At 34.4% G+C, this 25,109-nt stretch carries 21 protein-coding genes; 4 read left to right on the forward strand and 17 right to left on the reverse strand.

Annotated features, from left to right (window positions below):
- Positions 1 to 205: 205 nt before the first annotated feature.
- Complete coding sequence (locus Q0X14_RS11575) at positions 206 to 6,229, reverse strand: PAS domain S-box protein (RefSeq protein WP_297838642.1); 6,024 nt, start codon at positions 6,227 to 6,229, stop codon at positions 206 to 208.
- A 200-nt stretch (positions 6,230 to 6,429) separates the two neighbouring features.
- Between Q0X14_RS11575 and Q0X14_RS11580 the strand changes: the two genes are divergently transcribed.
- From Q0X14_RS11580 to Q0X14_RS11590, 3 genes are all read left to right on the forward strand, one after another.
- Entirely contained in the window at positions 6,430 to 6,747 is a 318-nt protein-coding gene (locus Q0X14_RS11580) for a GYD domain-containing protein (RefSeq protein WP_297838645.1), read from the forward strand.
- 14 nt (positions 6,748 to 6,761) lie between these two features.
- Positions 6,762 to 7,235 (forward strand): aminoacyl-tRNA deacylase, encoded by a 474-nt coding sequence (locus Q0X14_RS11585; protein ID WP_297838648.1) that lies wholly within the window; start codon positions 6,762 to 6,764, stop codon positions 7,233 to 7,235.
- 192 nt (positions 7,236 to 7,427) lie between these two features.
- Positions 7,428 to 8,042 carry a chromophore lyase CpcT/CpeT gene (locus Q0X14_RS11590; protein ID WP_297838650.1) on the forward strand — a complete coding sequence of 205 codons (615 nt, stop codon included), beginning with the start codon at positions 7,428 to 7,430 and terminating at the stop codon, positions 8,040 to 8,042.
- A 183-nt stretch (positions 8,043 to 8,225) separates the two neighbouring features.
- Here Q0X14_RS11590 and Q0X14_RS11595 read toward each other — a convergent pair whose 3' ends face one another.
- From Q0X14_RS11595 to Q0X14_RS11670, 16 genes are all read right to left on the reverse strand, one after another.
- Entirely contained in the window at positions 8,226 to 9,620 is a 1,395-nt protein-coding gene (locus tag Q0X14_RS11595) for a pitrilysin family protein (RefSeq protein ID WP_297838652.1), read from the reverse strand.
- Positions 9,617 to 10,924, reverse strand: a complete 1,308-nt coding sequence (locus Q0X14_RS11600) for a pitrilysin family protein (protein ID WP_297838654.1) — start codon at positions 10,922 to 10,924, stop codon at positions 9,617 to 9,619. The genes Q0X14_RS11595 and Q0X14_RS11600 overlap by 4 nt, the downstream gene beginning before the upstream one ends.
- 53 nt (positions 10,925 to 10,977) lie before the next feature.
- Complete coding sequence (locus Q0X14_RS11605; protein WP_297838658.1) at positions 10,978 to 12,105, reverse strand: ATP-binding protein; 1,128 nt, start codon at positions 12,103 to 12,105, stop codon at positions 10,978 to 10,980.
- Between the two features lie 60 nt (positions 12,106 to 12,165).
- Positions 12,166 to 12,603, reverse strand: a complete 438-nt coding sequence (locus tag Q0X14_RS11610; RefSeq protein ID WP_297838660.1) for a SoxR reducing system RseC family protein — start codon at positions 12,601 to 12,603, stop codon at positions 12,166 to 12,168.
- Positions 12,604 to 12,690: 87 nt separating this feature from the next.
- On the reverse strand, positions 12,691 to 13,545 hold the full coding sequence (locus tag Q0X14_RS11615) for an RnfABCDGE type electron transport complex subunit B (RefSeq protein WP_297838663.1): 855 nt from the start codon (positions 13,543 to 13,545) through the stop codon (positions 12,691 to 12,693).
- A 112-nt stretch (positions 13,546 to 13,657) separates the two neighbouring features.
- Positions 13,658 to 14,647, reverse strand: coding sequence for an FAD:protein FMN transferase (locus tag Q0X14_RS11620; RefSeq protein WP_297838665.1), 990 nt, complete (start codon positions 14,645 to 14,647; stop codon positions 13,658 to 13,660).
- A gap of 1 nt (position 14,648) precedes the next feature.
- Positions 14,649 to 15,383: a NusG domain II-containing protein gene (locus Q0X14_RS11625; protein WP_297838668.1), complete on the reverse strand. Its 735-nt coding sequence runs from the start codon at positions 15,381 to 15,383 to the stop codon at positions 14,649 to 14,651.
- Between the two features lie 154 nt (positions 15,384 to 15,537).
- Positions 15,538 to 16,110 (reverse strand): electron transport complex subunit RsxA, encoded by a 573-nt coding sequence (rsxA, locus tag Q0X14_RS11630; RefSeq protein ID WP_297838672.1) that lies wholly within the window; start codon positions 16,108 to 16,110, stop codon positions 15,538 to 15,540.
- A 2-nt stretch (positions 16,111 to 16,112) separates the two neighbouring features.
- Positions 16,113 to 16,805 carry an electron transport complex subunit E gene (locus tag Q0X14_RS11635; RefSeq protein WP_297838675.1) on the reverse strand — a complete coding sequence of 231 codons (693 nt, stop codon included), beginning with the start codon at positions 16,803 to 16,805 and terminating at the stop codon, positions 16,113 to 16,115.
- Entirely contained in the window at positions 16,802 to 17,365 is a 564-nt protein-coding gene (locus Q0X14_RS11640) for an FMN-binding protein (protein ID WP_297838678.1), read from the reverse strand. Before Q0X14_RS11640 ends, Q0X14_RS11635 begins: the two co-directional genes overlap by 4 nt.
- A complete protein-coding gene (locus Q0X14_RS11645) occupies positions 17,362 to 18,348 on the reverse strand; it encodes an RnfABCDGE type electron transport complex subunit D (protein WP_297838681.1) in 987 nt (328 codons plus the stop codon). The genes Q0X14_RS11640 and Q0X14_RS11645 overlap by 4 nt, the downstream gene beginning before the upstream one ends.
- 82 nt (positions 18,349 to 18,430) lie before the next feature.
- Positions 18,431 to 19,765 (reverse strand): electron transport complex subunit RsxC, encoded by a 1,335-nt coding sequence (rsxC, locus tag Q0X14_RS11650; protein ID WP_297838683.1) that lies wholly within the window; start codon positions 19,763 to 19,765, stop codon positions 18,431 to 18,433.
- A gap of 421 nt (positions 19,766 to 20,186) precedes the next feature.
- Positions 20,187 to 20,897: a hypothetical protein gene (locus tag Q0X14_RS11655; RefSeq protein ID WP_297838686.1), complete on the reverse strand. Its 711-nt coding sequence runs from the start codon at positions 20,895 to 20,897 to the stop codon at positions 20,187 to 20,189.
- A 192-nt stretch (positions 20,898 to 21,089) separates the two neighbouring features.
- On the reverse strand, positions 21,090 to 21,857 hold the full coding sequence (locus tag Q0X14_RS11660; protein ID WP_297838689.1) for a hypothetical protein: 768 nt from the start codon (positions 21,855 to 21,857) through the stop codon (positions 21,090 to 21,092).
- A 187-nt stretch (positions 21,858 to 22,044) separates the two neighbouring features.
- Positions 22,045 to 22,359 carry a phage integrase N-terminal SAM-like domain-containing protein gene (locus Q0X14_RS11665; protein ID WP_297838691.1) on the reverse strand — a complete coding sequence of 105 codons (315 nt, stop codon included), beginning with the start codon at positions 22,357 to 22,359 and terminating at the stop codon, positions 22,045 to 22,047.
- Between the two features lie 966 nt (positions 22,360 to 23,325).
- Positions 23,326 to 23,481: a hypothetical protein gene (locus Q0X14_RS11670; RefSeq protein WP_297838693.1), complete on the reverse strand. Its 156-nt coding sequence runs from the start codon at positions 23,479 to 23,481 to the stop codon at positions 23,326 to 23,328.
- A gap of 321 nt (positions 23,482 to 23,802) precedes the next feature.
- Here Q0X14_RS11670 and Q0X14_RS11675 point away from each other — a divergent pair, with 321 nt between their 5' ends.
- Positions 23,803 to 24,936, forward strand: a complete 1,134-nt coding sequence (locus tag Q0X14_RS11675) for an MFS transporter (protein WP_297838696.1) — start codon at positions 23,803 to 23,805, stop codon at positions 24,934 to 24,936.
- The last annotated feature ends 173 nt before the right edge of the window (positions 24,937 to 25,109 follow it).

Here is a 25,109-nt window from a genome sequence, read left to right on the forward strand (position 1 = left end):
AAGTCAATTACAGCAAAGAAAATAAAAACGAAAAATTTCTTTCCAACTATCCACAAATTCCAGGATATCCTCATTTCTTTGTACTTGATAAGGATGGAAAATTTCTACATTCACAGGATACCGGTGTGCTGGAAAAAGATAAAGATTATGATGAACAAAAGTTTATGGAATTCCTGAAGAAGTGGGCAATGAGAGATTAAAAAAATTATTTCTTTGTGAATATATTCTGCAATAACATTAACAAATCATTCTTTCGGAATGGTTTTGATAAATAGTGAGATAATCCTTTCGAAAGAAATTCCTGTTTCTCTTTTTCCATTGCATATGCTGTGAGGGCAATTATAGGTGTTTCTTTGTATTCTGGCATTTCTCTGATTAATTGTGTAAGCTGCAAACCATCCATGCCTCTTCGTAAATTTATATCCATAAGAATTGCATCATATTTTTTTGCTTTAACTTTTGATAAAGCTTCATCAGCATTACGTGCAAAATCGAGAGAGTACATACCTCTTAACATTAGTGAAACTACATCAATCGCTGCGGAATCATCTTCAACATAAAGAATCTGGTAATTAAGGCTTGCTAGCTGCTTTTCTATTTGCCTTTGAATACGTTCAGCAGCTTTTTCTAAATCAGGGTCAAGTTTTGCTTTTACACGAGGAAACTCAACGGTAAATGTGCTTCCTTCTCCAACTTTACTTTTCAAACTAATTTTACCGCCGAGGAGTTCTGTGTATTTCTTAACTATTGTTAAGCCAAGTCCGGTGCCTTCAAAACTTCTGTTAATACCTTCACTTGCCTGCCGGAATTCTTCCCAAATTACTGCCTGATGAGTTTCAGGAATTCCTATTCCAGTATCAGAAACCTCTATTGTAACATTTTCATCGTTCAGTTTTACATTTACAACAATACTTCCTTGCTTTGTAAACTTAACAGCATTGTTTATAAGATTGTTAAATATATTCTGGAATAATGACGGATCAATTCTACAAATAATTTCATCTTTGGGTTTGATTAATTTGTATTCAAGATTTTTCTTTTTGGCGATGGATGAAAACAAGTTAAATGATGTTTCAAGAAGAGGAATAATGTTTGCATCAGTTAATCTGACTTCAAGCTTTCCTGCTTCGAGCTTTGAGATATTCAGAATCATATTTAATGTTTCGAGCAACCTCTGGCCTGAAGTATTAATCAAATCAATCATTCTTGAAAGATCTGGTTGGTCTTTAAGTTCACCTTTAAGCACCTCTGAAAATCCAAGAATTCCCACAAGAGGTGTTCGCAGTTCGTGACTCATATTTGCAAAAAAGTATGACTTTACTCTGTTCATTTCCTCTGCTCTGACTTTTGCATCAATCAACTCATCAATCATTTGTTTCTTATCTGTTACATCTCTGAATATACTGAGAAGCAGAGTTTTACTTCCGGGAAATTCAATAAATGAATTTGAAAGCTCGAGCCAGATTTTCTTTCCATTCCACAGGTTCGTCTCAACCTCGAATTTTTTATCAACCGTTTTATTTCTGAATCTTTCTCTAAACTTTCTAACTGATTCATCTGAAGAATCTTTCATCTCATATACTGTATTAAGTGGTCGCCCTCTTAATTCATTAAGTTTCATTCCGACCAATTTGCAATAGGCGGGATTTACATCTACAATTATTCCGTTCTCATCCAGCAATCTCATTCCATCCAAAGAATTTTCCCAAATCGATCTGAACCTTTCCTCTGATTCAACAATCTGCTCAAGCATCATTTTCTTTTCAGTTATATCTTCTTTAACAGCGATGAAATGAGTGATTTCTCCCTGTTCATTAAATAGTGGCGAGATAACAGCCTCTTCCCAATAAAGTTCGCCGGATTTTTTTCTGTTATGAAATTCGCCTCGCCAGTCTTTGCCAGCAAGGATTGTCTGCCATAAATTTTCATAGAAGCTGTTATCGTGTGTACCTGATTTCAGAATTCTTGGATTTTGTCCGATTGCTTCTTCGAGATTATAACCTGTTATCTGAGAGAATTTCGGATTAACATATTCAATATTCCCGTTTATATCAGTTATCACAATACTTGACGGACTTTGTTCAATAGCTTTTGAAAGCTTGAAAGTGGTTTCTTCAGCACGCTTTCTCTCAATAAATATGCTCAATTGATTTGCAACAGTCTCGAGCAATTCAAGAGTTGCGAAATCGTATCTCTTTGGATTTCTATAACTCTGGACAACCAATACTCCGATTACTTTGTTGCTTATTTTCAGGGGAACACCAACCCATTGCTGAGGAATAATTCCAATCATTCCGGCTTCACCTTTAGAAATCATTTCCTCAATTTCAGTTTTGGTAAGCATTAAAGATTTGCCGGTTTTAATAATGTAACCAGACATCGAACCTTCTGCGGGCCATTCAGGATTTTCTTCCAGTTCGTCCTCTTCAATATCGGCTCTGAACATTCCCGTATTCTCGTCATAAAGGGCGATATAAAAGTTTCTGACATTTATAATCGCTGAAAGTTCTTTTCTGACAATCTCAAAAAGTTCAGGAAGTGATTTGAATGTAACTAAAGCTTCTGCAATATTGTATTGAATTTCTTTTATTAAGGAATTTCTTTTTTCCTGTGTGATATCTTTTACGGCACCAACGATACCAATTAAACGGTTTTTTTCTTTACTCCAGATTGGATGTCCATAACTTCTTACCCAAACAATGTGACCATCTTTATGAAATGTTCTGAGTTCAACTTCTGCATCTTCATTCCTTTGCAGTTTTTCAAAAGCGTGTCTGTCAAGTTCAATATCATCTTTATGTAAAGTGCTTCTCCAACCCCCAATCGCTATATATTCATCAACGGTGTATCCAGTCATTTTTTCAAACGCACCGGCAACCCAGGTAGTTCTACTATTTCCATCTTCGTCAATTTCTGTTGCGAATAAATAATCTGAAGTTAAGGAAGAGATTGCTTGTAATCTTTGCTCACTTGTCCGCAAAGTTTGTTCGTAAATCTTTCTTTCAGTTATATCTCTGGCTATATAAATGACTTTATCATTTTCAAAAGGAACTGTTGTTGCCGAGAACCAGATATTTCTACCGTTTATTTCAAGATCATAATCCATTGTTGCTGGTTGCTTTGTTGAAAGAGTTGTGCGGACAAGATTTAAGAATCTATCAGCAGTTTCTTTTGGAAAGACCTCATGTAATGTTTTTCCAAGAAGTTCTTGTGCAGGGCGATAAAGCAAATTTTCATTCGATGGCGCTATTTCAATATATCTGCCTTCATAATCAAGTATTAAGAAAATATCGGGTAATGCCCTGAAAATTGAACGAAGTTTCTTTTCAGAAGCTTCTATTTTATCTGAGAAAGTTTTTTGCTCTGTTATATCAACCAATATTCCACGAAGTAAATATGGCTTACCATCTTTTTTTACAACAGTCACATTGTCTCTGAACCAAACAAGTCTGCCATCTGCAGCAATCATTCTGTATTCAAATTGGTGTGGTTCTCCAGCAAGAGTAGCTGAAATGCAGAAATTAATCGCCCATCCTTTATCATCAGGATGCAAGTGATCCGCCCAAAAATTTTCTTTTAACCAATCACTGGTTGGATAACCAAGAATTTTCTCCGCTCTTTTACTAACAAATCGGAATTGAAATGTTTGAGCATCTGCTTCCCACACAATACCGTCAATTGTGTTGACAAGTTCTTCAATTCGCTGTTGAGTTTCCTGAATTTTAAGCTCAGCTTTCTTCTTATCAGTAATATCTCTGATAATTGTTTGAACTGCGAGTTTACCTTCGAACATAATTGGAATCGCGGTAACTTCAGCATCGATAATTCGTCCTTCCAGAGTGATAAATTTCTCTTCAATCATTGGAAGAGGACTATTAGTAACTAAAGCTTTCTTTATTCTCTCGCTAACTGTTTGTTGATAATCAGGATGGACAAATTTCATTAGAGGCAGATCTCTAAATTCATCGAATGATTTTGCCCCCATAAGTTTCAAAGCTGCCGAATTTGCGAATAAGAATTTCCCTTCCCGATGAATTACAACTGCGTCCGGAAGATGTTCGATAACCTGTCGGTAATTTTGCTCACTTTGTTTTAATTTTTCAGAAGCACTTTTTCGTTCAGTAACATCTGTTATAAATCCTTCGAGAAAGAGTAATTCTCCGTTTGCAGAAAATATTCCATAACCTCTCTCCCAAACCCATTTTTGTTCACCTGTTTTTGTAATGATTGGATATTCAAATTCAAATGTACTTCTGTTTTGAAGAACATCTTCCCAAATCAAATGGAGTTTGGTCTGATAATCAGGATGAATTATATCATTAAAGGAAATTTTTTTGTTGAATAGAAATTCTTCGGAGGTATAACCGGTTATTGCTTCACATCCATTCGAAATAAAGTACATAGTCCAATCTTTATCATTAGCACACCTGTATACAAAGCCGGGTAAATTACTAATTAAAGATGAATACTCTCTTTCTCTTTCAATAAGTTCTTTTTCGGTTCTTTTTCTTTCAGTGATATCCTGTGCAAGCGCAATTACCACTTTCTTATTGAAATATTTTCCCGGATAAAGACGGACATCTTTAGGAAATACCTCGCCATTTTTTCTTACTCCCCAAAATTCAAACTGCTGAGGTTGACCATTAAAAGCTTTTTTAACACATTCAACAACTTTGGGCAGATCGTTTAATCCCGGAGCACTCACAAACTCAGGTGTTTTACCAATAAAATATTCTTTGTCATATCCATACATTTTAACAGCGCCTTCATTGACATCGAGAAATACACCGTTTTCATCCTGAATATAAATTGCTTCCTGAACGCTGTTAAACAATCCACGGTAACTTTCTTCACTTTCTTTCAGAGTTTTTTCTGTTTCTCTTTCTTTTGTCTGATCTCTGAAAACAAGCACAACTCCAATTATATTTCCATCTTCATCCTTGATTGGTGCACCGCTATCTGCAATTGGTATTTCTCTTCCGTCTTTTGAAATTAAAAGAGTGTGGTTAGCGAGTCCAACAATCATTCCTTTTTCCAAAACCTTATCAACCGGATTATCAACTTCCTGACGAGTCTCTTCATTGATGATATAAAAAACTTTGTTCAGCTTTTTTCCGCGTGCCTGAGATTCTTTCCAGCCGGTTAGTTCTTCAGCAACAGGATTAAGATATTTAACTTTTCCTTCTCTGTCTGTAGTTATAACTGCATCACCAATGCTGTAAAGTGTTGTTTGAAATTCTGCCTGTGAGCGCCACAAATTTCGGAACAAATTCTTTTGTCGATAATTGAAGAAAAAAGCCAATCCCAGCCAAAGCATTGAAACTAACAAAATAATAAATACAGCAAGAAGCAAAGCTTCGAATTTGAAATCCGAAAGAATCTCGTTAATGTCTGTTTTAGCAACGAACAACCAATTGGTTCCGGGGATTTTATCCACATAGGCAATTACATTTTCCCCTCTGTAATCCGTTGCGTAAAGAATACCGGAATGTCCTTTTGCAGCTCTAACAACAGCAGCTTCTTTATCATCAATAGAATATTTGTGTTTTAATGCTGAACCTTTCTTAAATCTCAATTCGCTGATGACTAAAACTGAATCTTTCTCCTGCCGGGCTAAGTATATTTCAGAAGTGTTTGATTTAGTTGGCCAACCAGTTAGATGAGAATAAACGGAAGTTTCAGGATTTAATTCAAATGCTACGGAATAATTTGTCTCTTTTACAGGAGCTATGAAAAAAATATGACTATGATTTTCATCTTCACAATAAAAGATGTCTGAAAACAGAACTTCAAAATTTTTCGGAGAATATTGAATTAGTGTTGATATATATTTTTCTTTGCAAGAATTTTCATCGGCAGGTAATACAATTTCCCCTTTTTCATTAACAATGTAGATGTTCTCATAATCGTGTTCAAACTTCCGTTGGTATAAAGCTTCGACTAACTCATTCTCATTGGATTGATTCTGTTCTGAAATCCAGTTCTTAATTTTTTTTAATAATGACTTTCCGGATACAATGGTAATTGCATCATTGTACTCATCTGAGTACCATCTTGTTAAGTACTCTATTTTTGATTTTGCAACTGAGGTGATTTCTTTTTCGCCTTCTTCGAGGCGGGACTGCCGTTGGTTCACAAAAATCAGTAAACCGATTACAATGATAACTATTGTTAAGGCGGCAGCGAGTATCAGATAATCAACTTTGCTTTTCAGATTTAATATGTCCATTCAAAAAAAAGTTATCAAAAAATCCTATGTTAATATCGAAATAAACTGCCTTAGTTTAAAGAATGGTAATGGAAAAAAGTTGACTTTTGTGAAGCTTTGAGAAATTAATTTTTACTTGTTAGTTTTAAATAAACTAAAAATTACTCTTCTGATTTTCCTCTGAGTTACTCTTTTATTAACAAGAGAAAGGAGTAGCGCTTATGAAGACCTTTATACTTCTCACCAAACTTTCTGCTGATACAGCCAGACAAATTAAAGATCGTGCTAAACTCGGCCGTAACTGGCTTGAACAAGTAAAAGAAAAATGTCCCGAAGTTAAATTCATTGCACATTATGCACTTCTCGGTGAATATGACTTTCTGGATATTTATGAAGCGCCTGATGAAGAAACTGCTGCAAAAGTTTCTATGATTAGTCTTGCAAACGGAGCTTATCAGGCACAAAGTCTTATCGCAATTCCATATAAAAGATTTCTTGAACTTACTGATGAAATTTCAAAGCAAGGAATAATAGTTTAGGAAAGGAGTTTAATATGCCATCAGCACGACTTCGTTCTTACTTAGATGAGAACAATATAAAATACATAACAATAAAACATTCTCCGGCATTTACAGCTCAGGAGATTGCCGCTGTTACACACATTCCCGGAAAAAGTCTTGCAAAGGTTGTTATGATAAATGTAAAGGGAAAACTTGCAATGGCAGTTCTACCAGCTTCTTATAAGGTTAATGTTGAGGAATTAAAAGAGCAACTTGGAACTGACGCAGTTAAACTTGCTCATGAAAAAGAATTTATGAACCTGTTTCCGGATTGCGAGGTTGGTGCAATGCCACCTTTTGGAAATCTGTATGGGATGGATGTTTATGTAGCAAAAGCTTTAACAGAAGATGAGTATATTTATTTTAATTCTTGTACTCATACAGAGTTAATCCAAATGCAGTACAAAGATTTTGAAAAACTTGTTCAGCCAAAGGTGCTGGAGTTTGCTCATCCAACTAAAGTATAAGTTACAGTTTTGCTTTTGACTTGTTGATTTGGAAACAGGAATAAAATAATATGATTTATTAGTGACGATATTTTTAAATATCGTGCATAAGACATCTTCGTAATTTTGATTTTATTTACTTTCCGATGATATTTTTTAGGGTGAGAAATTAAATTCGTTTATCGTAAACTTAACAGTAAAAAAGGTAATCTTATGAAAAAACTTCTCTCTTTGTTCTTTGTTGTTTTTCTTTCAACTCAGATTTCTGCTCAAATTAATTCTGACATTGATGTTCTTCTATCCTGGATGATTGGTTCGTTCAACAGTGAAGAACAATCTAAAAACGATTCGGATTATTATAACATTTCTCTTGAAATGCATAGAATCTGGAACAGCAGAAACGATGGTTATTGGTTATATGTGGAACAGGCTGTTGCAGCAAATAAAGATAAACCATACAGACAGAGAATTTATCACATTTTTAAAGACAACGATGTTATTAAAAGTGTGATTTATTCAATTCCTGATGAAAAGAATTTTGTTGGCGGATGGAAAGACATTTCTTTGTTCGATAAACTTTCACCGGAAAATCTTGAAGCACGGGATGGTTGTGAAGTAATAATTAAAAGAAAAGATGAAAATACTTTTATTGGAAGTACAGTTGATAAAAACTGTACGAGTAATCTTCGTGGTGCAACTTATGCCACTACTGAAGTTGTAATTACAAAAGATAAAATGATAAGCTGGGATAGAGGATTTAATGATAAAGATGAGCAAGTCTGGGGAGCAGAAAAAGGTGGCTACATTTTTAATAAACTTCAGAAATAATTTTGATGAATAATCGAGACTGTCTGAACAGAAAACAAATTTGTCATTCTAGGGAGCGAAGCGACAAAGAGTCTCTAATCTTGCAAACACTTTAAAATCAGCATCTCGACTTGTCGGGATGCTGATTGACCAAAATATTATTTACAGACTTCCCCAACGATTTGAATGAATTTATGACAAAAACTAAAACCCATCTTCACTTAAGTTTCTTTCAATTACTCTCCCATATTTTTTCGCAACATCACGAATTGCATCTGCTTTACCAATCAGTACAAACTGTAAGTTTTCTTTCGGAAAATATTTTTTAACTATCTCGTTAGCTTTCTTCACATCGAGTTCATCAACTTTCTTTTCAAAATCGTTTATGTAAGAATCATCAATACCAAAAACATATTTCTGAATAAGAAATGATGCAAGAGAATATGATGTTTCATAGTCTGGTGGAAATTGTCCTTTTACATAATTCTTTGCTGAATTAAGCGTTGCCTCGTCAATTCCTTTTTCAAATAAACGATTATAAGTTTTAACTGCAAGCTCAATTGCTGCTTCTGTGTTTTTTGTTGCAGTAAAAGTCGAAATGTAGAAAGTGCCAGAATGTTTATAAGAATTAAAACGACTTCGAGCACCGTAAGTTAAGCCGGCGTTTACACGAAGCTCATCATTAAGCCATGATGTAAATCTTCCACCAAGTATTGTGTTAATAACATCAATCTGAATCTGATCGGGATTACTCATAGGAACTCCATAACCACCAATCATAAAGGTTGTTTCAAATGCATTGTCTTTGTTTATCAGATAAACTCGTGGTTCTTCAAATGTTTTATGATTTAATCTCACATCAGAAATAATTTTTGGTGAAGTGTTCTGCCAATTACCAAAATACTTTTCGAGAAGAGTTTTCATTTTGTTTGTTTCAAAGTCGCCAACCACTGCAATTGCAGAAGTTTCCGGCCGGTAATTGGTTGAATAAAATTCTTTTATGTTCTGAGTATCAACTTTCTGAATAGATGATTTAGTGCCGTTTACAGGACTTGAATAAGGAGCATCATCAAAAATTAATTTGTTGAAGTAATCACCGATAACTCTTCTCGGACTTTCTTTTGCCTGATCTAATTCTGCAAGCCATCTTTGCTTTCTTTTATCAACTTCATCGGATGGAAAGGTTGGTTTTAAAACAACTTCACTCAGAACAGGCAGAAGAGTTTCAAAGTTATCCTTCATAATCTGAGCGAATAATCCGGAGTAATCATAATTTGCATTGGTTGAAAGATTACTTCCATAAAAATTGAAAAGAGAATCAATTTGTGATTTGGAATAATTTGCAGTTCCAAACTTCAGTGCTTCGGAAGTAAATGATGCAAGTCCGGCAATTGAGCCATCTTTTATTGCGCCAGCATCAAAAGCCATAGCAAAAGAAATCAATGGAACATCTTTCTTCTCCATCAGATAAATTGTTAAACCGTTTTTCAACTCAACAACTTCGTAGTGCGGAAGTTTAAATTGTGCAAAGCTTAAAGAGCTTGTAATTACTAATCCAAGAATGGCTATTGTTAATGATTGCTTTATTGATTTTTTCATTGTTCTTCCTCCGTGTTCAGAATGCCAACGGTTCTGTTTTGTTTGGTAAAATATTTTGCAGCAACTTTTTGAATATCACTCACGGTAACTTTTTTGTAATCATCCGGCGCAGTAAATAATTTTTTATAATCTCCAAAGAATAATTCATAAGTTCCGATTGTGTTTGACATTCCGTTTATTGTTTCCGTGGTTCTGTAAAACTGCATCAGCTTTTGATTTTTAACTTTTTGAAGTTCTGCTTCGTTGACTCCTTCGTTTATTACTTTATCAACTTCTTCAAGAATAGCTTTTTCTAACTGAGATGCTTTTACTCCGTCATTACAAATTCCGTAGAAGTAAAAAAGTGTAGGATCAAATGCGTTTGGATAGTAAGTACCAACTTCAATAGCAAGTTGTTTCTGTTCAACAATTGATTGATACAATCGTGAGGATGCACCTTCAGATAAAATCGAATTAAGTAATTCAATAGCGTAATATTCTTCGCTACCGGTTTGAGGAACATGATAGGCAATCATCAGGTATGGAGATGGGACTTCGCGCTTAACAAAAAGTCTTCTTTCACCGGTTTGTTCAGGTTCAATAGTGTGAACGTCTCTTGGTTTTGGTCCGGCCGGAATTGGCTCAAAATATTTTTCGGCTAACTTTTTTACTTCATTAAATTTCACATCACCGCTTATAACAACAACGCAATTGTTCGGTGCATAGTAAGTGTGAAAATAATTTTCGAGGTCTTCTTTAGTCCAATTTTTAATATCTGATTCCCACCCAATCACTGGCCACATATAAGGATGAGCAACAAATGCTGTTGCCTGAAGTTCTTGCCACAGTTGTTCCAAAGGATTATTCTCAAGTCCGGTGCTTCTTTCCGAAAGTATAACACCTCTCTCGCTTTCAATCATTTTAGGGTCGAAGTTTAGATTTGCAATCCTGTCTGACTCGAGATCAAAAATAACTTCAAGTGATTGTTTTGGAAACCAATCCGTATAGACTGTGATGTTTTCCGTAGTGTAAGCATTATTGGAGCCGCCATTAGCTTCCATTACTCTGTCAAATTGTTTTGGTCCGTATTTCTTTGCGCCGTTGAACATCATATGTTCAAAGAAATGGGAAATTCCGGTAATACCGATGTATTCATTTCGTGAACCTACTTTGAAGAATAGATACATATTCGCATTCGGAATTGAGTTATCTTCAAGAACATAAAACTTCATTCCGTTTTTTAGCGTGAATGATTTTACATCATCAGGTTGCACTTGTGCAAAAATCTGAAATGTAAAAAGGAGAAGAACAAGAACTGGTTTCATAATTTTACCTGTACATTTTTAGTTGAGCTATTTTTATTTGACATTTCAATTTGTTAAACCCATTCTAAATAATTCTGATTATTTATTTGTTGATACTCTGAATCAGGATAAGCGGATTTCCAGGCAGCCGGAATTCTGACTTTGGTCGGATTCCACTTGAATTCAAACGCGAACAATTTACCCCCTCTCTCTTCAATTAAATCGATTTCCTGTTTATCATAAGTACGCCAAAAGTATTTATTATAAATCACTTCTTTATAATGATTATACTTTAATCTTTCACTCATCATATAATTTTCCCATAACATTCCCACATCATTCCGATTATTTAGTAAGTTAAAGTTAGCCAAAATAGCATTTCTTATTCCATTGTCATAAAAATACCACTTAGAATTTTTCACAATTTCTTTTCTCAGATTTCTACTGAATCCAGTAAGTTTATAAATTATGAAGACCTTAGATAGTATATCCAGGTATCTTTCTATTGTATTTTTGGACATTGCTAATTGTTTACCAAGCTCTTGAAGAGAAACTTCACTACCGATTTGAAGTGCAATTAATTTTAATAGAGAGAATAGTTTATCTGAATTCCTTAAACTTTCAAAAGCAAGTATATCTTTTAGCAAATATGAATTTACAATCTCTCTTAAATATTCTGCTTTTTCCTGAGTAGAAGTTATTGATAAAATTTCCGGCATATTACCAAAGATTAATCTTAATGAAAGATTATCAAACTTTTCTTGTGGCTTTTCGAAATTTTTTAATTCTGATTCAGATATAGGAAAGAGGATGATTTCTTTTTTTCTTCCTGTCAAAGGTTCGCCTGTTTCATTCGAAATATCAAACGCTGAAGATCCTGATACTAATATCTTCAAATCAGAAAAATTATCTACTATAAGTTTTAATATTCTCCCAACATCAGGAATTTTCTGAACTTCGTCTATTACTAATAATTTGTTATCACCGATAATATTTTTATAATGTTGAATACTCCTTCTCTTAAATAACTCATGGACGGCAAAATCCTCACCATTAAACAGAAGATATTTTTCATTTAAGTTCTTTAAGTATTGCGAAATAAGGAATGTTTTTCCAACTCGTCTGGCTCCGGTTAAAACTATAACCTTACCAGATGTTATTTTCTTTTGTATTAGTTCTAAGGCAATTCTTGGTATAATCATAAAAATTCCGTCAGTTAACTGACGGAATTTGCATAAATTCCGTCAATTAAGCAACCGAATTTACAAATTTTTGGCGTATCGTTGAATGATTATCCTTGATTCCAAAGGAGTGCTGATTTTTTTAAGTCGGTGTTTTAAAGCAAAGTAATAGATAGCTACAAGTGAAAAAGAGAAGATAGTTGAAAAGAATTCCTTCTGATAATCAAACAATTTAAATCCCAATAGTAAACCTGAAATCAGAATGAGTAATGGTAAACCATATATGAAAAAAGAAGTTTGGAGAATATTTAATCCGAAAACTGAAACAAGAACAAAGTCGCCGGGTTTTAATCCGATAGAATCTCTTACGGTTATTGTTCTATCAGAATTTGAACTTGGTTTGCAATAAATTTTTGCTGTGCATTCCTCACAGTGAGCAGAAGTTGGAATGATAATTTCTGCAATTCCATCTTTTGATTCTTTAACGATGCCGGATTCTGTTAATTCTTCTTTATACATTTTAATATGATGTTGTTCTGTAGGGGAAAGGCTTGCCTTTCCCATTACTTCTAATTCAATCGGACAGGGCAAGCCCTGTCCCTACAGTTAATTTACTTTTACTTCTATGTTTTCTTCTTTCAATATCTCAGCAGCTTTTTCCGGATGAACAAATCTGATTGCTTTGGTTGAACATTTATCAAAAGGAATTTTTGATATATCAAGTTTTGAGTAGTCAATCTCCGGCAGAAAATCTTTCATTACAATTGAGCCATCAGATTTGCGTGCACAAATTCCGCAACCAATACAAGCTACTTTACAAACTTCTTTTGAGCGTTTCGGATCATCATGATTTTTGCAGAACACAAACAGCTCTCTGTCTTCAGGATGAATTTCAATCACACCTCTTGGACAAGCTTCAACACACTGACCGCAACCTGTGCAGAGTTCTTCTACTACTACAGGTAATCCATTTTCATTCATGAAAATTGCACCGAAATGACAAGCTTCAACACAATCGCCACCACCAAGGCAGCCGTACAAACACAACTTTTCTCCACCAGCAACTACTGTTTTAACAGCACAGCTTTCAGGTCCGATGTATTCAACACCTTCTTTGAATTTTGCTTCTGCAAGTCCGCCGTTGCAAAGAATTCTTGCAACTAGTTTAACACTTTGTGAACTTTCCATTCCGAGTATGCGGGCAATTTCATCAACTACTTCCTGTCCGCCAACGGGACAACCGTTAATTTTTGCCTCACCGTTTACAACTTTTACTGCGAAGTCATAACATCCTGCGTTACCACAAGCTCCGCAATTTGCATTCGGAAGCACTTCATTCACTTCAGCAATTTTAGGATTTTCTTCCACGCGAAGTTTTTTATCTGCAAATGCCAGAGCACCTGCAAAGATAAATCCCAGTCCGCCCATTGTGGCGATAGCTATTATTAATGTTATATCCATATTTATTCCTTTTACTTTGTCATGCTGAATTTATTTCAGCATCTTCAAAATGTATCATAGATCCCGAAACAAGCTTGTCTGCCGACAGGCAGATTCAGCATGACTCCACAATTTATTCTATTAAAAACTTCTCAAATCCCGATGAATAAAAAATCTTTCCTTTTTCATCAATTATCATTGCTTCAGTATCATCAAGAGTTTCAATTAATTCCAGTCCTTTATCTTTTCCCATCACGAAAACTGCTGTTGCAAGAGCATCTGCAAAAGTATTTGATTGATTAATTATTGTAACACTTTGTAATCCTCTTGCTGGATATCCGCTTTTGGGATCAATAATATGATGATAACGAATCCCATCAACTTCAAAGAACTGTTCGTAATCACCTGATGTTGCGACGCTGTTATTTTCAAGTTTAACTGCCGCAACAATATCTCTTTCATCACGAGGATGTTGAATTCCAACTTTCCAATCATTCCCAATTACTTTAATCTCTCCCCCTGCATTTACTAATGCTGATTGAACTCCAAATGTTTTAAGTAATTCAATTGCTTTATCAACTGCGTAACCTTTGGCAATCGCACCAAAATTAAATCCAATATTCTTCTTTTTAATGATTGAATTGTTGCCAATTAACCTAACATTGTTCCAACCACTATTAAGCAATGCCGAATCAATTGCTGTCTTTGCTGGCAGATGAGGATTATCAGTATAAAATCCCCAGGCTCGCGTTAAGTTATCAAGACTTACATCAAAACAGCCGTTAGAAATTTTTGTAACAGAATCGCAAAGAATCAGAAGGTTATAAATTTCATCATCTATTTTAATTATCGTTTCTGATGAAATATTAATCTTCCAAACAGGACTTTCTTCGTTGTAAGTCGTGAACAAATCATCAATCCTTTTTACTTCGGCAAATGCATTTGAAATAGCTTTTTCAGCTTTTTTCTCATCCTTGTCACGAACCTGAATTTCTACAACTGTTCCAAGTAAAATCTGTGTTCGTTTAAATGTTTTTACTTCATCGCTGTTGTTTCTCGCAATGAAAAATCCAATAAGAAAAAGAACAAATGCTAAGACTGTGTAACCAGTAACTCTTTTCAAATTATACTGCTTCAATTTTTATTAAAACTTTGTTTGGCGCACAGGCAATTATATTTCCAACTTCTGTTGCAATTGAGTGTTTACAAATTCCGTGTCTGCAAGCAGAAGTATGAACTTGTGCAATACCGTTTTCAATTTTTAATCCTGTTTTACCTTGTGGACCATCAATCCAAATGTTTTTGTAATTCTTATCAAGGGAAATTCGATCAACCAAACCTTTTTCATTTTCAATTACGATTTCTTTTTTGTTTGACTTAAAGATTGATGAGATTAAATCTTCTTCTTTGTATTCTGCGGTGAATAAATAATCAGCTTTTCTGTTTCTTATGTTTCTTCTTATTTCATTGAAAGAATAATTCAACTCATCTATTGAATAAATTGGATTTGCAGAATCGCTTATGATTATATCCGAATCAACTTGTTTATTTAGTCGTTTTAATCTGTAAACAATTTTACCGTTGTTCTTAAAAAGATCAGTTGAATGCTGATTGTGATATTTTACAATTACTTCACCGAATTTACTATCGGCAAACACAACTGGTTCTGCATTACTCTTAATTTTATTCTTAAATGATAAAACAAGATTTTCAATTATGGTTTCATCTGCAGGAATAAATCCATGAACAACAAAATTCACAGACTTTGAATTACCGGTAAATTTACTAGTTGTGTAACCCGCAGCAATTGCAACGGAACCTAATCCTGCAAGTTTCAAAAAATTTCTTCTTGATATCATTTTTTCTCCTTTACTTTCAAACTTCAGACGATAAATTTCAAACAAATTATAATTTTTATTTCGACTTCTTAGTCATCCTGAACGAAGTGAAGGATCTTTTGTACTACATAGATTCTTCACCCCGATCTAATCGGGGTTCAGAATGACATTAAAACTAAATCATTCCGGCAAAGCCCATAAATGCGAGCGCTAAAATTCCCGCAACAATTAATGTAATTGGTGCGCCGCGAAATGGTTTTGGAACATCTGCCAAATCAAGCTCTTCTCTTATTCCAGCCATAATCACCAAAGCAAGAGTAAATCCTGCTCCGGCACCCAAACCAAATATAACACTTTCAAGAAAATTATAATTGCGCATAGAAGCTAACAATGCTAAACCAAGTATCGCACAATTGGTTGTGATTAACGGAAGAAAAATCCCAAGTGCACGATAAAGTGGCTGACTGACTTTCTTGATTACCATTTCAACAAACTGTACGAGTGATGCAATAACTAAAATGAAAGATGGAATTTGCAGAAAGTCCAGGTTGTACGGAATTAAAATTAAGTTGTAAAGCAACCAGCTTACTATTGCAGTTAATGTCATTACAAATGTAGTAGCCATTCCCATCGAAATGGCTGATGTTAATTTGTTTGATACTCCGATAAAAGGGCAAATGCCAAGAAAGTAAGAAAGAACAAAATTATTTATCAGTGCTGCTGAAATAAAAATTATAAACAGTTCCATCTTTAAACTCCTGCTTCTTTCAAAACTTCATCTGTGATTTCTTCTCTGCCAACACGTTTGTATTGCGCGATAAGAGATTCTCTTTCAAGGTTTTTCTTTCTTTCGATATAAAGATTTGCAAATCCCATTAACAATCCGAGAGTCAGAAATGCACCTGCAGGTAAAATCATTATCAACCATGGCTCAAAACCGTTTGGTAAAATCTGATAGCCAAGTATTGTTCGCGAACCAATTAATTCTCTGATACTTCCAAGCACAAAAAGTGAAATTAAAAATCCCGCACCGTTTCCAAGTGCATCAAGAACAGATCTTAATGGATTATTCTTTGATGCGAATGCTTCTGCTCTGCCAAGGATAATACAATTAACTACAATTAAAGGAATGAAAGGTCCGAGAGCTTTACTGAGTTCAACAAACTGAGCTTTCATAACCAAATCAACTATAGTTACAAATGTTGCAATGATAACGATATACGAAGCTATTCGAACCTGATTTGGAATCCATTTTCTTACAAGTGAAATAAGCAAACTTGAAAAGACAAGTACAAAAGTTGTAGCAAGTGCCATAGCAATTCCATTGATTGCAGAAACTGTTACTGCAAGCGTTGGGCACATTCCAAGAATTTGTTTGAATGTCGGATTTATTTCCCACAAACCTTTTGTGAATTCTTTAAGGAGCGAAACCTGTTTTTTCATTTTGCTGCTCCTTTGTTTAATGATTCTCTCAACTTTGATATTCCTTCATTAACTATGTTAACAACAGAACGGGATGAAATTGTTGCGCCGGTTATTGCCTGAACTTCATTTGGGTTTTCTGGTGGAATTCCTTTTACAAGTTTAATCGCTGGAACAGGAGTTAATCCCTTGTATTGATCTTTATATGGTGGTTCAAGAATTTTTGTTCCAAGTCCCGGAGTTTCTGATTGCTCAAGAATTTCAATCGAAGTGATTTTATTTAAATTCTCTGTAAGACCAATCATAATTTTTATTTTACCCTGAAATCCATTGCCGGAATAAACAAGCGAATAACCCAGTGAATTTTTTTGTTCATCATAGACTTTAAAAACCTCAAAACCATTTGCGTTCAGTTGTTCATAATTTTTTCCTTCCTGATGAACGAGAAAGATTGCTCTTTCAGTTTCAGCTTTCTGATTTAAAGCTATTTTGGGTGCAGCCCAGTTATTCACAAGTGATAATGATCCGCCCGCAATAATTCCTATTAGTGTAAGCGTTGCAACGATGTGAACTACTTTCATTTCTTCACCTCTTTCTGCTCACCAAAAATTCTCGGTCTTGTGTAACGGTTAATAATCGGAACGAAAGCATTCATAAATAAAATTGAATACATAACTCCTTCTGGCAATCCACCAAATGTTCTTATTAGAATAAGCACCAATGAAATTCCCAAACCAAAAATCCACATTCCTTTTCCTGTGATTGGAGATGTTACCCAATCGGTTGCCATAAACATCGCACCGAAAAGAAAACTTCCGGCAAAGATTTGAAAAACAGGCGAAGGATATTGTTGCGGATTGATTATCCACAAAGCACCACCAAACACAAACATTCCAATAATCATTGAGATAGGAATTCTCCAGTTAACAATTCCAACAGCGATAAGAAAAATTCCACCAATCAAAACAGCGATTGCAGAAGTTTCACCCAAAGAACCACCAACATTTCCGATAGCAAGCGAATAAGTTTCTGTTAGAAGATTATCAAATTTGAATGCTGCTAATGGAGTTGCACTCGTAATTGAATCAACTGCGTAGTTTGGTTTCGTCCAGGTTGTAATCTGCACCGGAAAAGCTGCCTGTAAAAATGCTCTTCCAACAAGAGCGGGATTGAAAATATTATAGCCAATTCCACCAAAAATTTGTTTGCCCAATCCGATTGCAACAACAGAACCAATAGCTGTTGCTGATAAAGAAAAATTTGGCGGAAGTGTTAACGAAAGTAACAATCCTGTCAGTGCAGCGCTGCCATCAAACAAAGTTACTTTCTTTTTTCTTATTGCCTGTATTGCAGCTTCAGTTCCAACTGCGAATAAAACTGCTACAAGCATTATCAGAATTTGTTGAATTCCAAAAAAGATTAATGCCGATGCAATGCAAGGAACTAAAGCAAGATTAACGAACCACATCACCTTTGCAGTTGACCATTGAGAATGCAAGTGTGGCGATGTAGTTAAATCAAAATACACTTTTTGTTTTGGTTCTACTGTAATTGTTGTTTCCATAATTCTTTCTTAGTGTTTCTTGTGCGCTAAGTGTCTAAGTGGTAAAAAAACTTTACCACTGAGCTACTAAGAACACTCAGGTTCACTTAGTCGTAGCTCTTTCCTTTTGCATTTGTAAAACTTTTTGTTTGCCTAATCTTATCCATTGAACCAAAGGAATATTTGCCGGACAAGTGAAAGCACAGGTTCCGCATTCCATACAAACAGTAATTCCTATTCCTTCTGCATCTTCATATCTTTTTAACTGAGTATATCGCGCAAGTTTTGTTGGCATAAGGTTTAATGGACAAGCATCAACACATTGACCACATCTTAAGCATGGAGTTTCTTCGCTTTCGGTGGCTTCTTTTTTTGTAAGCACAAGTATTCCCGAAGTTGCTTTCATAACCGGTGCTTGTAAATCATACTGAGCAATACCCATCATCGGACCGCCTACAATAATTTTCACAGCGTCTTCAGTTACTCCACCACAAAACTCAATTATATTTTGAATCGCTGTACCAACAGGTACATACAAATTCTTTGGTTGACGAATTCCCAATCCGGAGACAGTTAAAGCTGCGTGAGTGAGCGGTTCACCTTTTACAACTGCGTCGTGAATTGCAATTGCTGTTCCGATATTCTGAATTACCGCTCCAACATCCATTGGTAATTTTCCCGGTGGAACTTCTTTTCCTGTTACAGCTTTTATTAACATCTTCTCAGCGCCTTGCGGATATTTTGTCTTTAGAGATACAACTTCAATTCCTTCTTCGTATTCAACTTTGTGCGAGAGAATTTTAATTGCTTCGGGTTTGTTATCTTCAATTCCAATTACTCCGCGTTTTACTCCGAGTGCTTTCATTATCAATTTTAATCCGGATATTAAATCATCAGGTCGTTCAATCATAAATCTGTAATCGCGTGTTAAATAAGGTTCGCATTCACAACCGTTGATGATTACTACATCAATCACTTTATCTTTAGGTGGAGAAAGTTTAACATAAGTCGGAAATGCAGCGCCACCCTGACCAACAATTCCGGCTTCGGCAACTCTTTGTCTTATTTCATCGGGAGTAATTGTTTCGGGATCTAATGGTGGAAAAGTAAATTTTTTATCAACGGAATTTTCCGATGCTTTAATTACAATTGAATCTTTCGGAAATCCAAGCGGAGTAACTTCCTTTCCGATGCTTAAAACTTTTCCGTTAACTGATGAATGAATTGGCGCGGATATAAATCCATCTGGCTGAGCAACAAGCTGACCAAGAATTACTTCATCACCTTTTTTTACTAATGGTTTTGCTTCTTTGCCGAGATGCTGTGAGAGAGGAAGAATTATTTCATCCGGAGCTGGAAAATATTCAAAAGGAAGATGCTCGGTTAGTTCTTTGTATTCTTTTGGATGAACACCACCACGAAATGTTTTTGATGACATAAACTCTTTATATAGTTTCTGAATAACAAATGTGAACACATTAAAAGTGCGCGCTCTGTTTTTTCAGAATTTGTGCCACCTGAAAAAATTTTTTATTTGAGTTTAATTCAAAATTATTGAGTTAAAGATTGTTAATTATGAAATGAATTTTTCAAATGATGGAAATCGCATTATTGATTTTAGGAAAATTGATTTGTGATTATTGTACCTGGAAACAAACTCATAAGTAAGAACTAATAAATGCTATCTTATAAAATTGTATTTGGAAAGTGGAGCACACTTCAGTTTATATAGTGAAAGCAGTTATCCATTTTTAACTTATTTAAAGAACTTTTTGAGACTTATGTCCCTTTAAATTTTTATGCCCTATTGCCTGCCCCTTTGGGGACTTTTTACTTTTTAAGCGGTTAGGTGGTTTTTATTACTCATCTTGATACTGAACATTGGTTATCTTCATTTCGCCATCAATTAACTTTTGGGTTGTAACTTTAATTCGCCATTTATCATTAGTAATTTCTTGTTCAGCATTAGTTTCTTCAATTAATACTAAATGATTTTCATCAATTTTGTATACTGAAATAGTAAAACACAATCCTCCACACCCATCACGACAAGTTGAGATTATGGTTCTTGACGTAGAGTCCAAGACTACTTCACAAGAGAGTAGACCCGAAAATTCATCACTAAGTTCATATAAATGTGTTTGAGGGTTGTATATCCAATAATCATATAATGCTTGTGCTTTTACATCTCTATATGTAACCAAGCTAATATCTTTATACCCATCAAAATTAAAATCATTGAAAATAATGTCTGGCCAAAAATTAGAGTAATCAGACGTATCAACAATTTCCTGAGAAAGTGAGCTATCCTTAAAATTAAAAATTGATATCTTATAAATATTCGTTCGTTTATTTTCATCTTTTGTTTTTAAAATAGTGAACTTTCCAATAACAGGAGATAAATTAGAATGGATATTAAAAATGTATGACGAATCATAAATTAGCGCGTAATCTTTTTGAGCTAATAATTCAATTGGTAACAAAAGACTTATAAAAAGAAGAAAGTTAAATATGTTGATTAGCATACCTTTTAAACCACATAACGGCATTGCCGATAACCCGCTGCCCATCCGTTAGCTAACGGACAACAATAACACATTTATTAAATAACTTTTTAATTAAAACAAACTTACATTTACAAACAACGTTAAACAACAAAGCCAAAACGTAATTACAAACTTTTAAATTGCACAAATGCCAAACCTGCCTGCCGGCAGGCAGGTGCGAAAACGTTGTCGGCTTGATGCACTTGTTATACACGACTAATATTTAATCTCATAATTTTCTAATATATAATTTATCCAAGGTGGATTCATATATCTAACCATTCCAATCCCTCTTTGAAATGTAATATCAAAATCACCGTCCAAAGCGTATCTTAATCTATAGTAGAATTTCTTTAAATCATCATTCGATTCATATAGATAACTATCGTAAATATTAGTGCTATATAAGGTGCACCTCTTAAAAATAAATTCTTGATTAATCACTGATAAAAAAGGAGCAAGTAATTGTTTTTCATTGCAACTGTACTCATAAAGAGTATCTGATTTAATTTGGCGCAGATATATGTACTTTGATGTATCATTAAAATGAGGTGCGAATTCAGCATATAAAAATCTATAATATATTTCATTATCTATCTGCACAGAATCAATAACTTCAATAAATAATTCATAATTACTATGAGGTTCTTTGTAAAACCACTTATTGCCAATATTACAAGGGTAAAAAGAGTTGCTTCTAAGTAAAAGAGAAATATTAACAATAATATTTTTATCAATAATGAGCAAAGTATCCAATGGAATGTATCTCGGATGAGTGAGAGTAAGCAAACTTTGACCAGCTTTTATACTATCAAATCTGAAATATCCATTACTATCACTTAAACAAGTTAATAATCCTAAAAATACTTCAACACCTTGCAATTGGACACCCTCAAAATAGATATTTCCTTCAACAGAATAGTAATGCTCTTCTTCAATTATAGGGCTTTTTATGGTTTCGTTACATCCTACTATCAGTATCAAACCCAAACAATAAATAATAATTTTGCTCTTCATACTAAGCTTAATTTGAGTGTATAACTATTATTTAACCCGCCAAAATTCCGTATAGTATGCATGGCGGTTCTGCATACTATATTCTAACGAAAACTTTATTTTTTATTGTTTTTCAAATACTTTCACTTAAATTTTCCGTATAGTCAACACCCTATTATAAAATACTATCAAGCGGACTCCTTACTCCCTTAAATTTATTCATAACGTGAGTATAAACCATAGTTGTTCTTATAGATTTATGTCCAAGCAATTCTTGTATTGTTTTTATGTCTTGTCCCATTTCATTGAAATGTCTTTTATTGTTGAAAAGAATAAATCTCTTTATCCAACTTATATATGCCTCTTCAGTCTTTGAACTATAGTGATTTACTCGTATTACATTTATTACCTGCTCGGGTAACTTCGGTTTGCTTTTAAGTACTGAATTGTTGCCGGAGGTTGAAAAAATATTTTGTCTTATTCCCTGCAAAAGTATTCTTTCTTTTTCTGCTTGAACTTAAAAAAATAATTGTGTTAAGTCAATATACTCTTTCAAAATTGTTATTTGTCTAAAGGCAAGTAAAGTTGGATAAACAAATTGGTTCATTTGTTCGTAATTCTAATTGTGCCGGCATTTATGCTGGTGAGAATATAATCCCGGAAATTACTCCGGGCTTTAGCCCAATCAATAAAAGTAATTGGACTAAAGTTTTATGCTTATCGTGATGAAAGATTTCTCCCCCGACAAGTCGGAGTCGAAATGACAATTGATCAATTTCTAATTTTCACTAAAGAAAGCAGACATTCATTCAAAAGTAAAGGTTAAACTTTCAGGTAAATCAGGAATTGGGAATGATAAATTGATTTATTCATTGATACTTCTAATTGCACCGGTATTTATGCCGGTGAGAATAAATCCCAGAAAATACTCCGTGCTTTAGCCCAATAAACAATAAAAGTATTTGGACTAAAGTCCATATTATTAGAGTTTACTTTTTCCACGCTCTGAAGAGCGTGGCAATTAAATTTATTATAATTTTTTATTCATCTTTACCTACCGAAGGTAGGAATTCAGCTTTGCTAACTGAAAGCAAGCATTTATTCAAAATTGAGGATTTCTCTTTACAATAAATCGGGAATTGGGAATGACAAATTGATTTATTCATTGATACTTCTAATTGCGCCGGCATTTATGCCGGTGAGAATAAATCCCAGAAAATACTCCTGGCTTTAGCCTAATGAACAATAAAAGTATTTGGACTAAAGTCCATATAATTTGAGTTAACATTTTGTCCACGCTCTGAAGAGCGTGGCAATTAATTTTATTTTAATTTTTTATTCATCTTTACCTACCGAAGGTATGAATTCAGCTGTGCTAACGGAACGCAAGCATTCATTCAAAATTGAGGATTTCTCTTTCCAATAAATCAGGAATTGGGAATGATAAATTGATTTATTAATTGATACTTCTAATTGCACCGGCATTTCTGCCGGTGAAAATATAATTCCAGAAAATACTCTTTGCTTTAGCCCAATAATCAATAAAAGTATTTGGACTAAAGTCCATATAATTTGAGTTAACATTTTGTCCACGCTCTGAAGAGCGTGGCAATTAATTTTATTTTAATTTTTTATTCATCTTTACCTACCGAAGGTAGGCATCCGGTTTTATGCTAATCATTTTGAAAGATTTCTCCTCCGATAAATCGGACTCGAAATGACAATTTATTATAATTCAAACATTCAACTTTGTTTACCGAAGGCAGGCATTCAACTTTACCTACCGAAGGTGGGAATTCAATAATTCTCTTTTGAATTATTTCACCGCTCATTTAATTAATTCATTTTTTGGTTACAATTCTTTTTAGATTGCTTTCCAAAAAATTTTTATTTAATGAATCCCTAGAAAAGTTTAAAAGGTTTACCGCACGATATGTGGGTGTTGTTTTTCACTTCACTCATTAATCGTTCGGGAACAATGGTTCTGCCGTTTCTTACTTTATACCTTACTAAAAAAATCGGGACTTCACCCGCTGAAGCCGGCACAGCATTACTTGTGTATGGAATTGCTGCATTCCTAGCTGCACCATTAACAGGTAGAATTGCTGACAGAGTTGGTTCTCTTAAAGTTATGAAATTTGCTTTACTTGGTTCGGGATTATTTTTTATTCTCTATTCTTTTCTTAATAATTACTATCTCATTCTCGTTGCATCTTTTTTTCTTGCTGCAATTAATGAAGCATTTCGTCCGGCAAATCTTTCATTAATTTCAGAGCTTGTAGAACCATCTCAGAGAAGAATTGCTTTTGCTTTAAACAGATTGGCAATCAACGCCGGAATGAGTGTTGGTCCGGTAATAGGAGGATTTCTGACTCTTATTGATTTTCATTTTTTGTTCTATGCCAACGCACTTTCATCAATTGCATCGTGGATTTATCTGAGCAGAGTTAAATGGACATCGCTTCAATCAGCTTCAAGCTCTGAGGTTCCTGAAATTGAACCAAAAGAAAAAATCAGAATTTTTTCTGACAAACTTTTTCTATTCTTTCTTGTTGCTGTAGTTCCGGTTAATCTGGTTTTCTCTCAGCATCTCGGTGCTTTGCCTTTATATATTGTAGATGAGCTTGGTTTTTCTACTGCAGCGTTTGGACTTTTAAGTGCAATAAACACTGTAATGATAATTTTTCTTGAAGTTCCTTTAAATGATTTGCTAAGTGAAATTTCTTATAAAAAGTCTCTCGTGCTTGGTGCATTATTGGCAGCAATTGGATTCGGACTTTTTGCCGTTGCACAGACATTAATTCCATTAGTAATTGCAATTGCAGTTTTCACATTCGGAGAAATGATTTTCTTTCCCGTCACTGCAGCATATACTTCAGAAGTTGCACCAGATAACAGAAGAGGCGAGTATATGGGATATTATCAAATGACATTCAGCTTTGCCTTCTCCGCCGGTCCTTGGCTTGGAACAGTTGTATATCAGAATTTTGGTTCAATGGTTTTGTGGATTAGTTGCTTGTGTTTGGGAATTTTATCTGCACTTTTGCTCGGACTGATAAGGAAGTAAGAGATTTTTCTGTTAAGACTAATTATTCATATTAACGCCAGGTAGTAAATAGATAATATTTATTACTTCAATGAAATTCATTCACCCATTCATCCATTCATCCATTCATTCATTCATCCATTCATTTATTCGTTCAATGTCGTAACATTATCGCTGAAACATTCTTTTTTAGT

This window comes from Ignavibacterium sp., from assembly GCF_025998815.1.
GTDB lineage: Bacteria > Bacteroidota > Ignavibacteria > Ignavibacteriales > Ignavibacteriaceae > Ignavibacterium.

Bases quoted from the DNA above. Each gene is read 5' to 3' on its own strand.
- Q0X14_RS11575 (WP_297838642.1), bottom strand. From the start codon at position 6,229: ATGGACATATTAAATCTGAAAAGCAAAGTTGATTATCTGATACTCGCT.
- Q0X14_RS11580 (WP_297838645.1), top strand. From the start codon at position 6,430: ATGAAGACCTTTATACTTCTCACCAAACTTTCTGCTGATACAGCCAGA.
- Q0X14_RS11585 (WP_297838648.1), top strand. From the start codon at position 6,762: ATGCCATCAGCACGACTTCGTTCTTACTTAGATGAGAACAATATAAAA.
- Q0X14_RS11590 (WP_297838650.1), top strand. From the start codon at position 7,428: ATGAAAAAACTTCTCTCTTTGTTCTTTGTTGTTTTTCTTTCAACTCAG.
- Q0X14_RS11595 (WP_297838652.1), bottom strand. From the start codon at position 9,620: ATGAAAAAATCAATAAAGCAATCATTAACAATAGCCATTCTTGGATTA.
- Q0X14_RS11600 (WP_297838654.1), bottom strand. From the start codon at position 10,924: ATGAAACCAGTTCTTGTTCTTCTCCTTTTTACATTTCAGATTTTTGCA.
- Q0X14_RS11605 (WP_297838658.1), bottom strand. From the start codon at position 12,105: ATGATTATACCAAGAATTGCCTTAGAACTAATACAAAAGAAAATAACA.
- Q0X14_RS11610 (WP_297838660.1), bottom strand. From the start codon at position 12,603: ATGTATAAAGAAGAATTAACAGAATCCGGCATCGTTAAAGAATCAAAA.
- Q0X14_RS11615 (WP_297838663.1), bottom strand. From the start codon at position 13,545: ATGGATATAACATTAATAATAGCTATCGCCACAATGGGCGGACTGGGA.
- Q0X14_RS11625 (WP_297838668.1), bottom strand. From the start codon at position 15,383: ATGATATCAAGAAGAAATTTTTTGAAACTTGCAGGATTAGGTTCCGTT.
- rsxA (WP_297838672.1), bottom strand. From the start codon at position 16,110: ATGGAACTGTTTATAATTTTTATTTCAGCAGCACTGATAAATAATTTT.
- Q0X14_RS11635 (WP_297838675.1), bottom strand. From the start codon at position 16,805: ATGAAAAAACAGGTTTCGCTCCTTAAAGAATTCACAAAAGGTTTGTGG.
- Q0X14_RS11640 (WP_297838678.1), bottom strand. From the start codon at position 17,365: ATGAAAGTAGTTCACATCGTTGCAACGCTTACACTAATAGGAATTATT.
- Q0X14_RS11645 (WP_297838681.1), bottom strand. From the start codon at position 18,348: ATGGAAACAACAATTACAGTAGAACCAAAACAAAAAGTGTATTTTGAT.
- rsxC (WP_297838683.1), bottom strand. From the start codon at position 19,765: ATGTCATCAAAAACATTTCGTGGTGGTGTTCATCCAAAAGAATACAAA.
- Q0X14_RS11655 (WP_297838686.1), bottom strand. From the start codon at position 20,897: ATGGGCAGCGGGTTATCGGCAATGCCGTTATGTGGTTTAAAAGGTATG.
- Q0X14_RS11675 (WP_297838696.1), top strand. From the start codon at position 23,803: ATGTGGGTGTTGTTTTTCACTTCACTCATTAATCGTTCGGGAACAATG.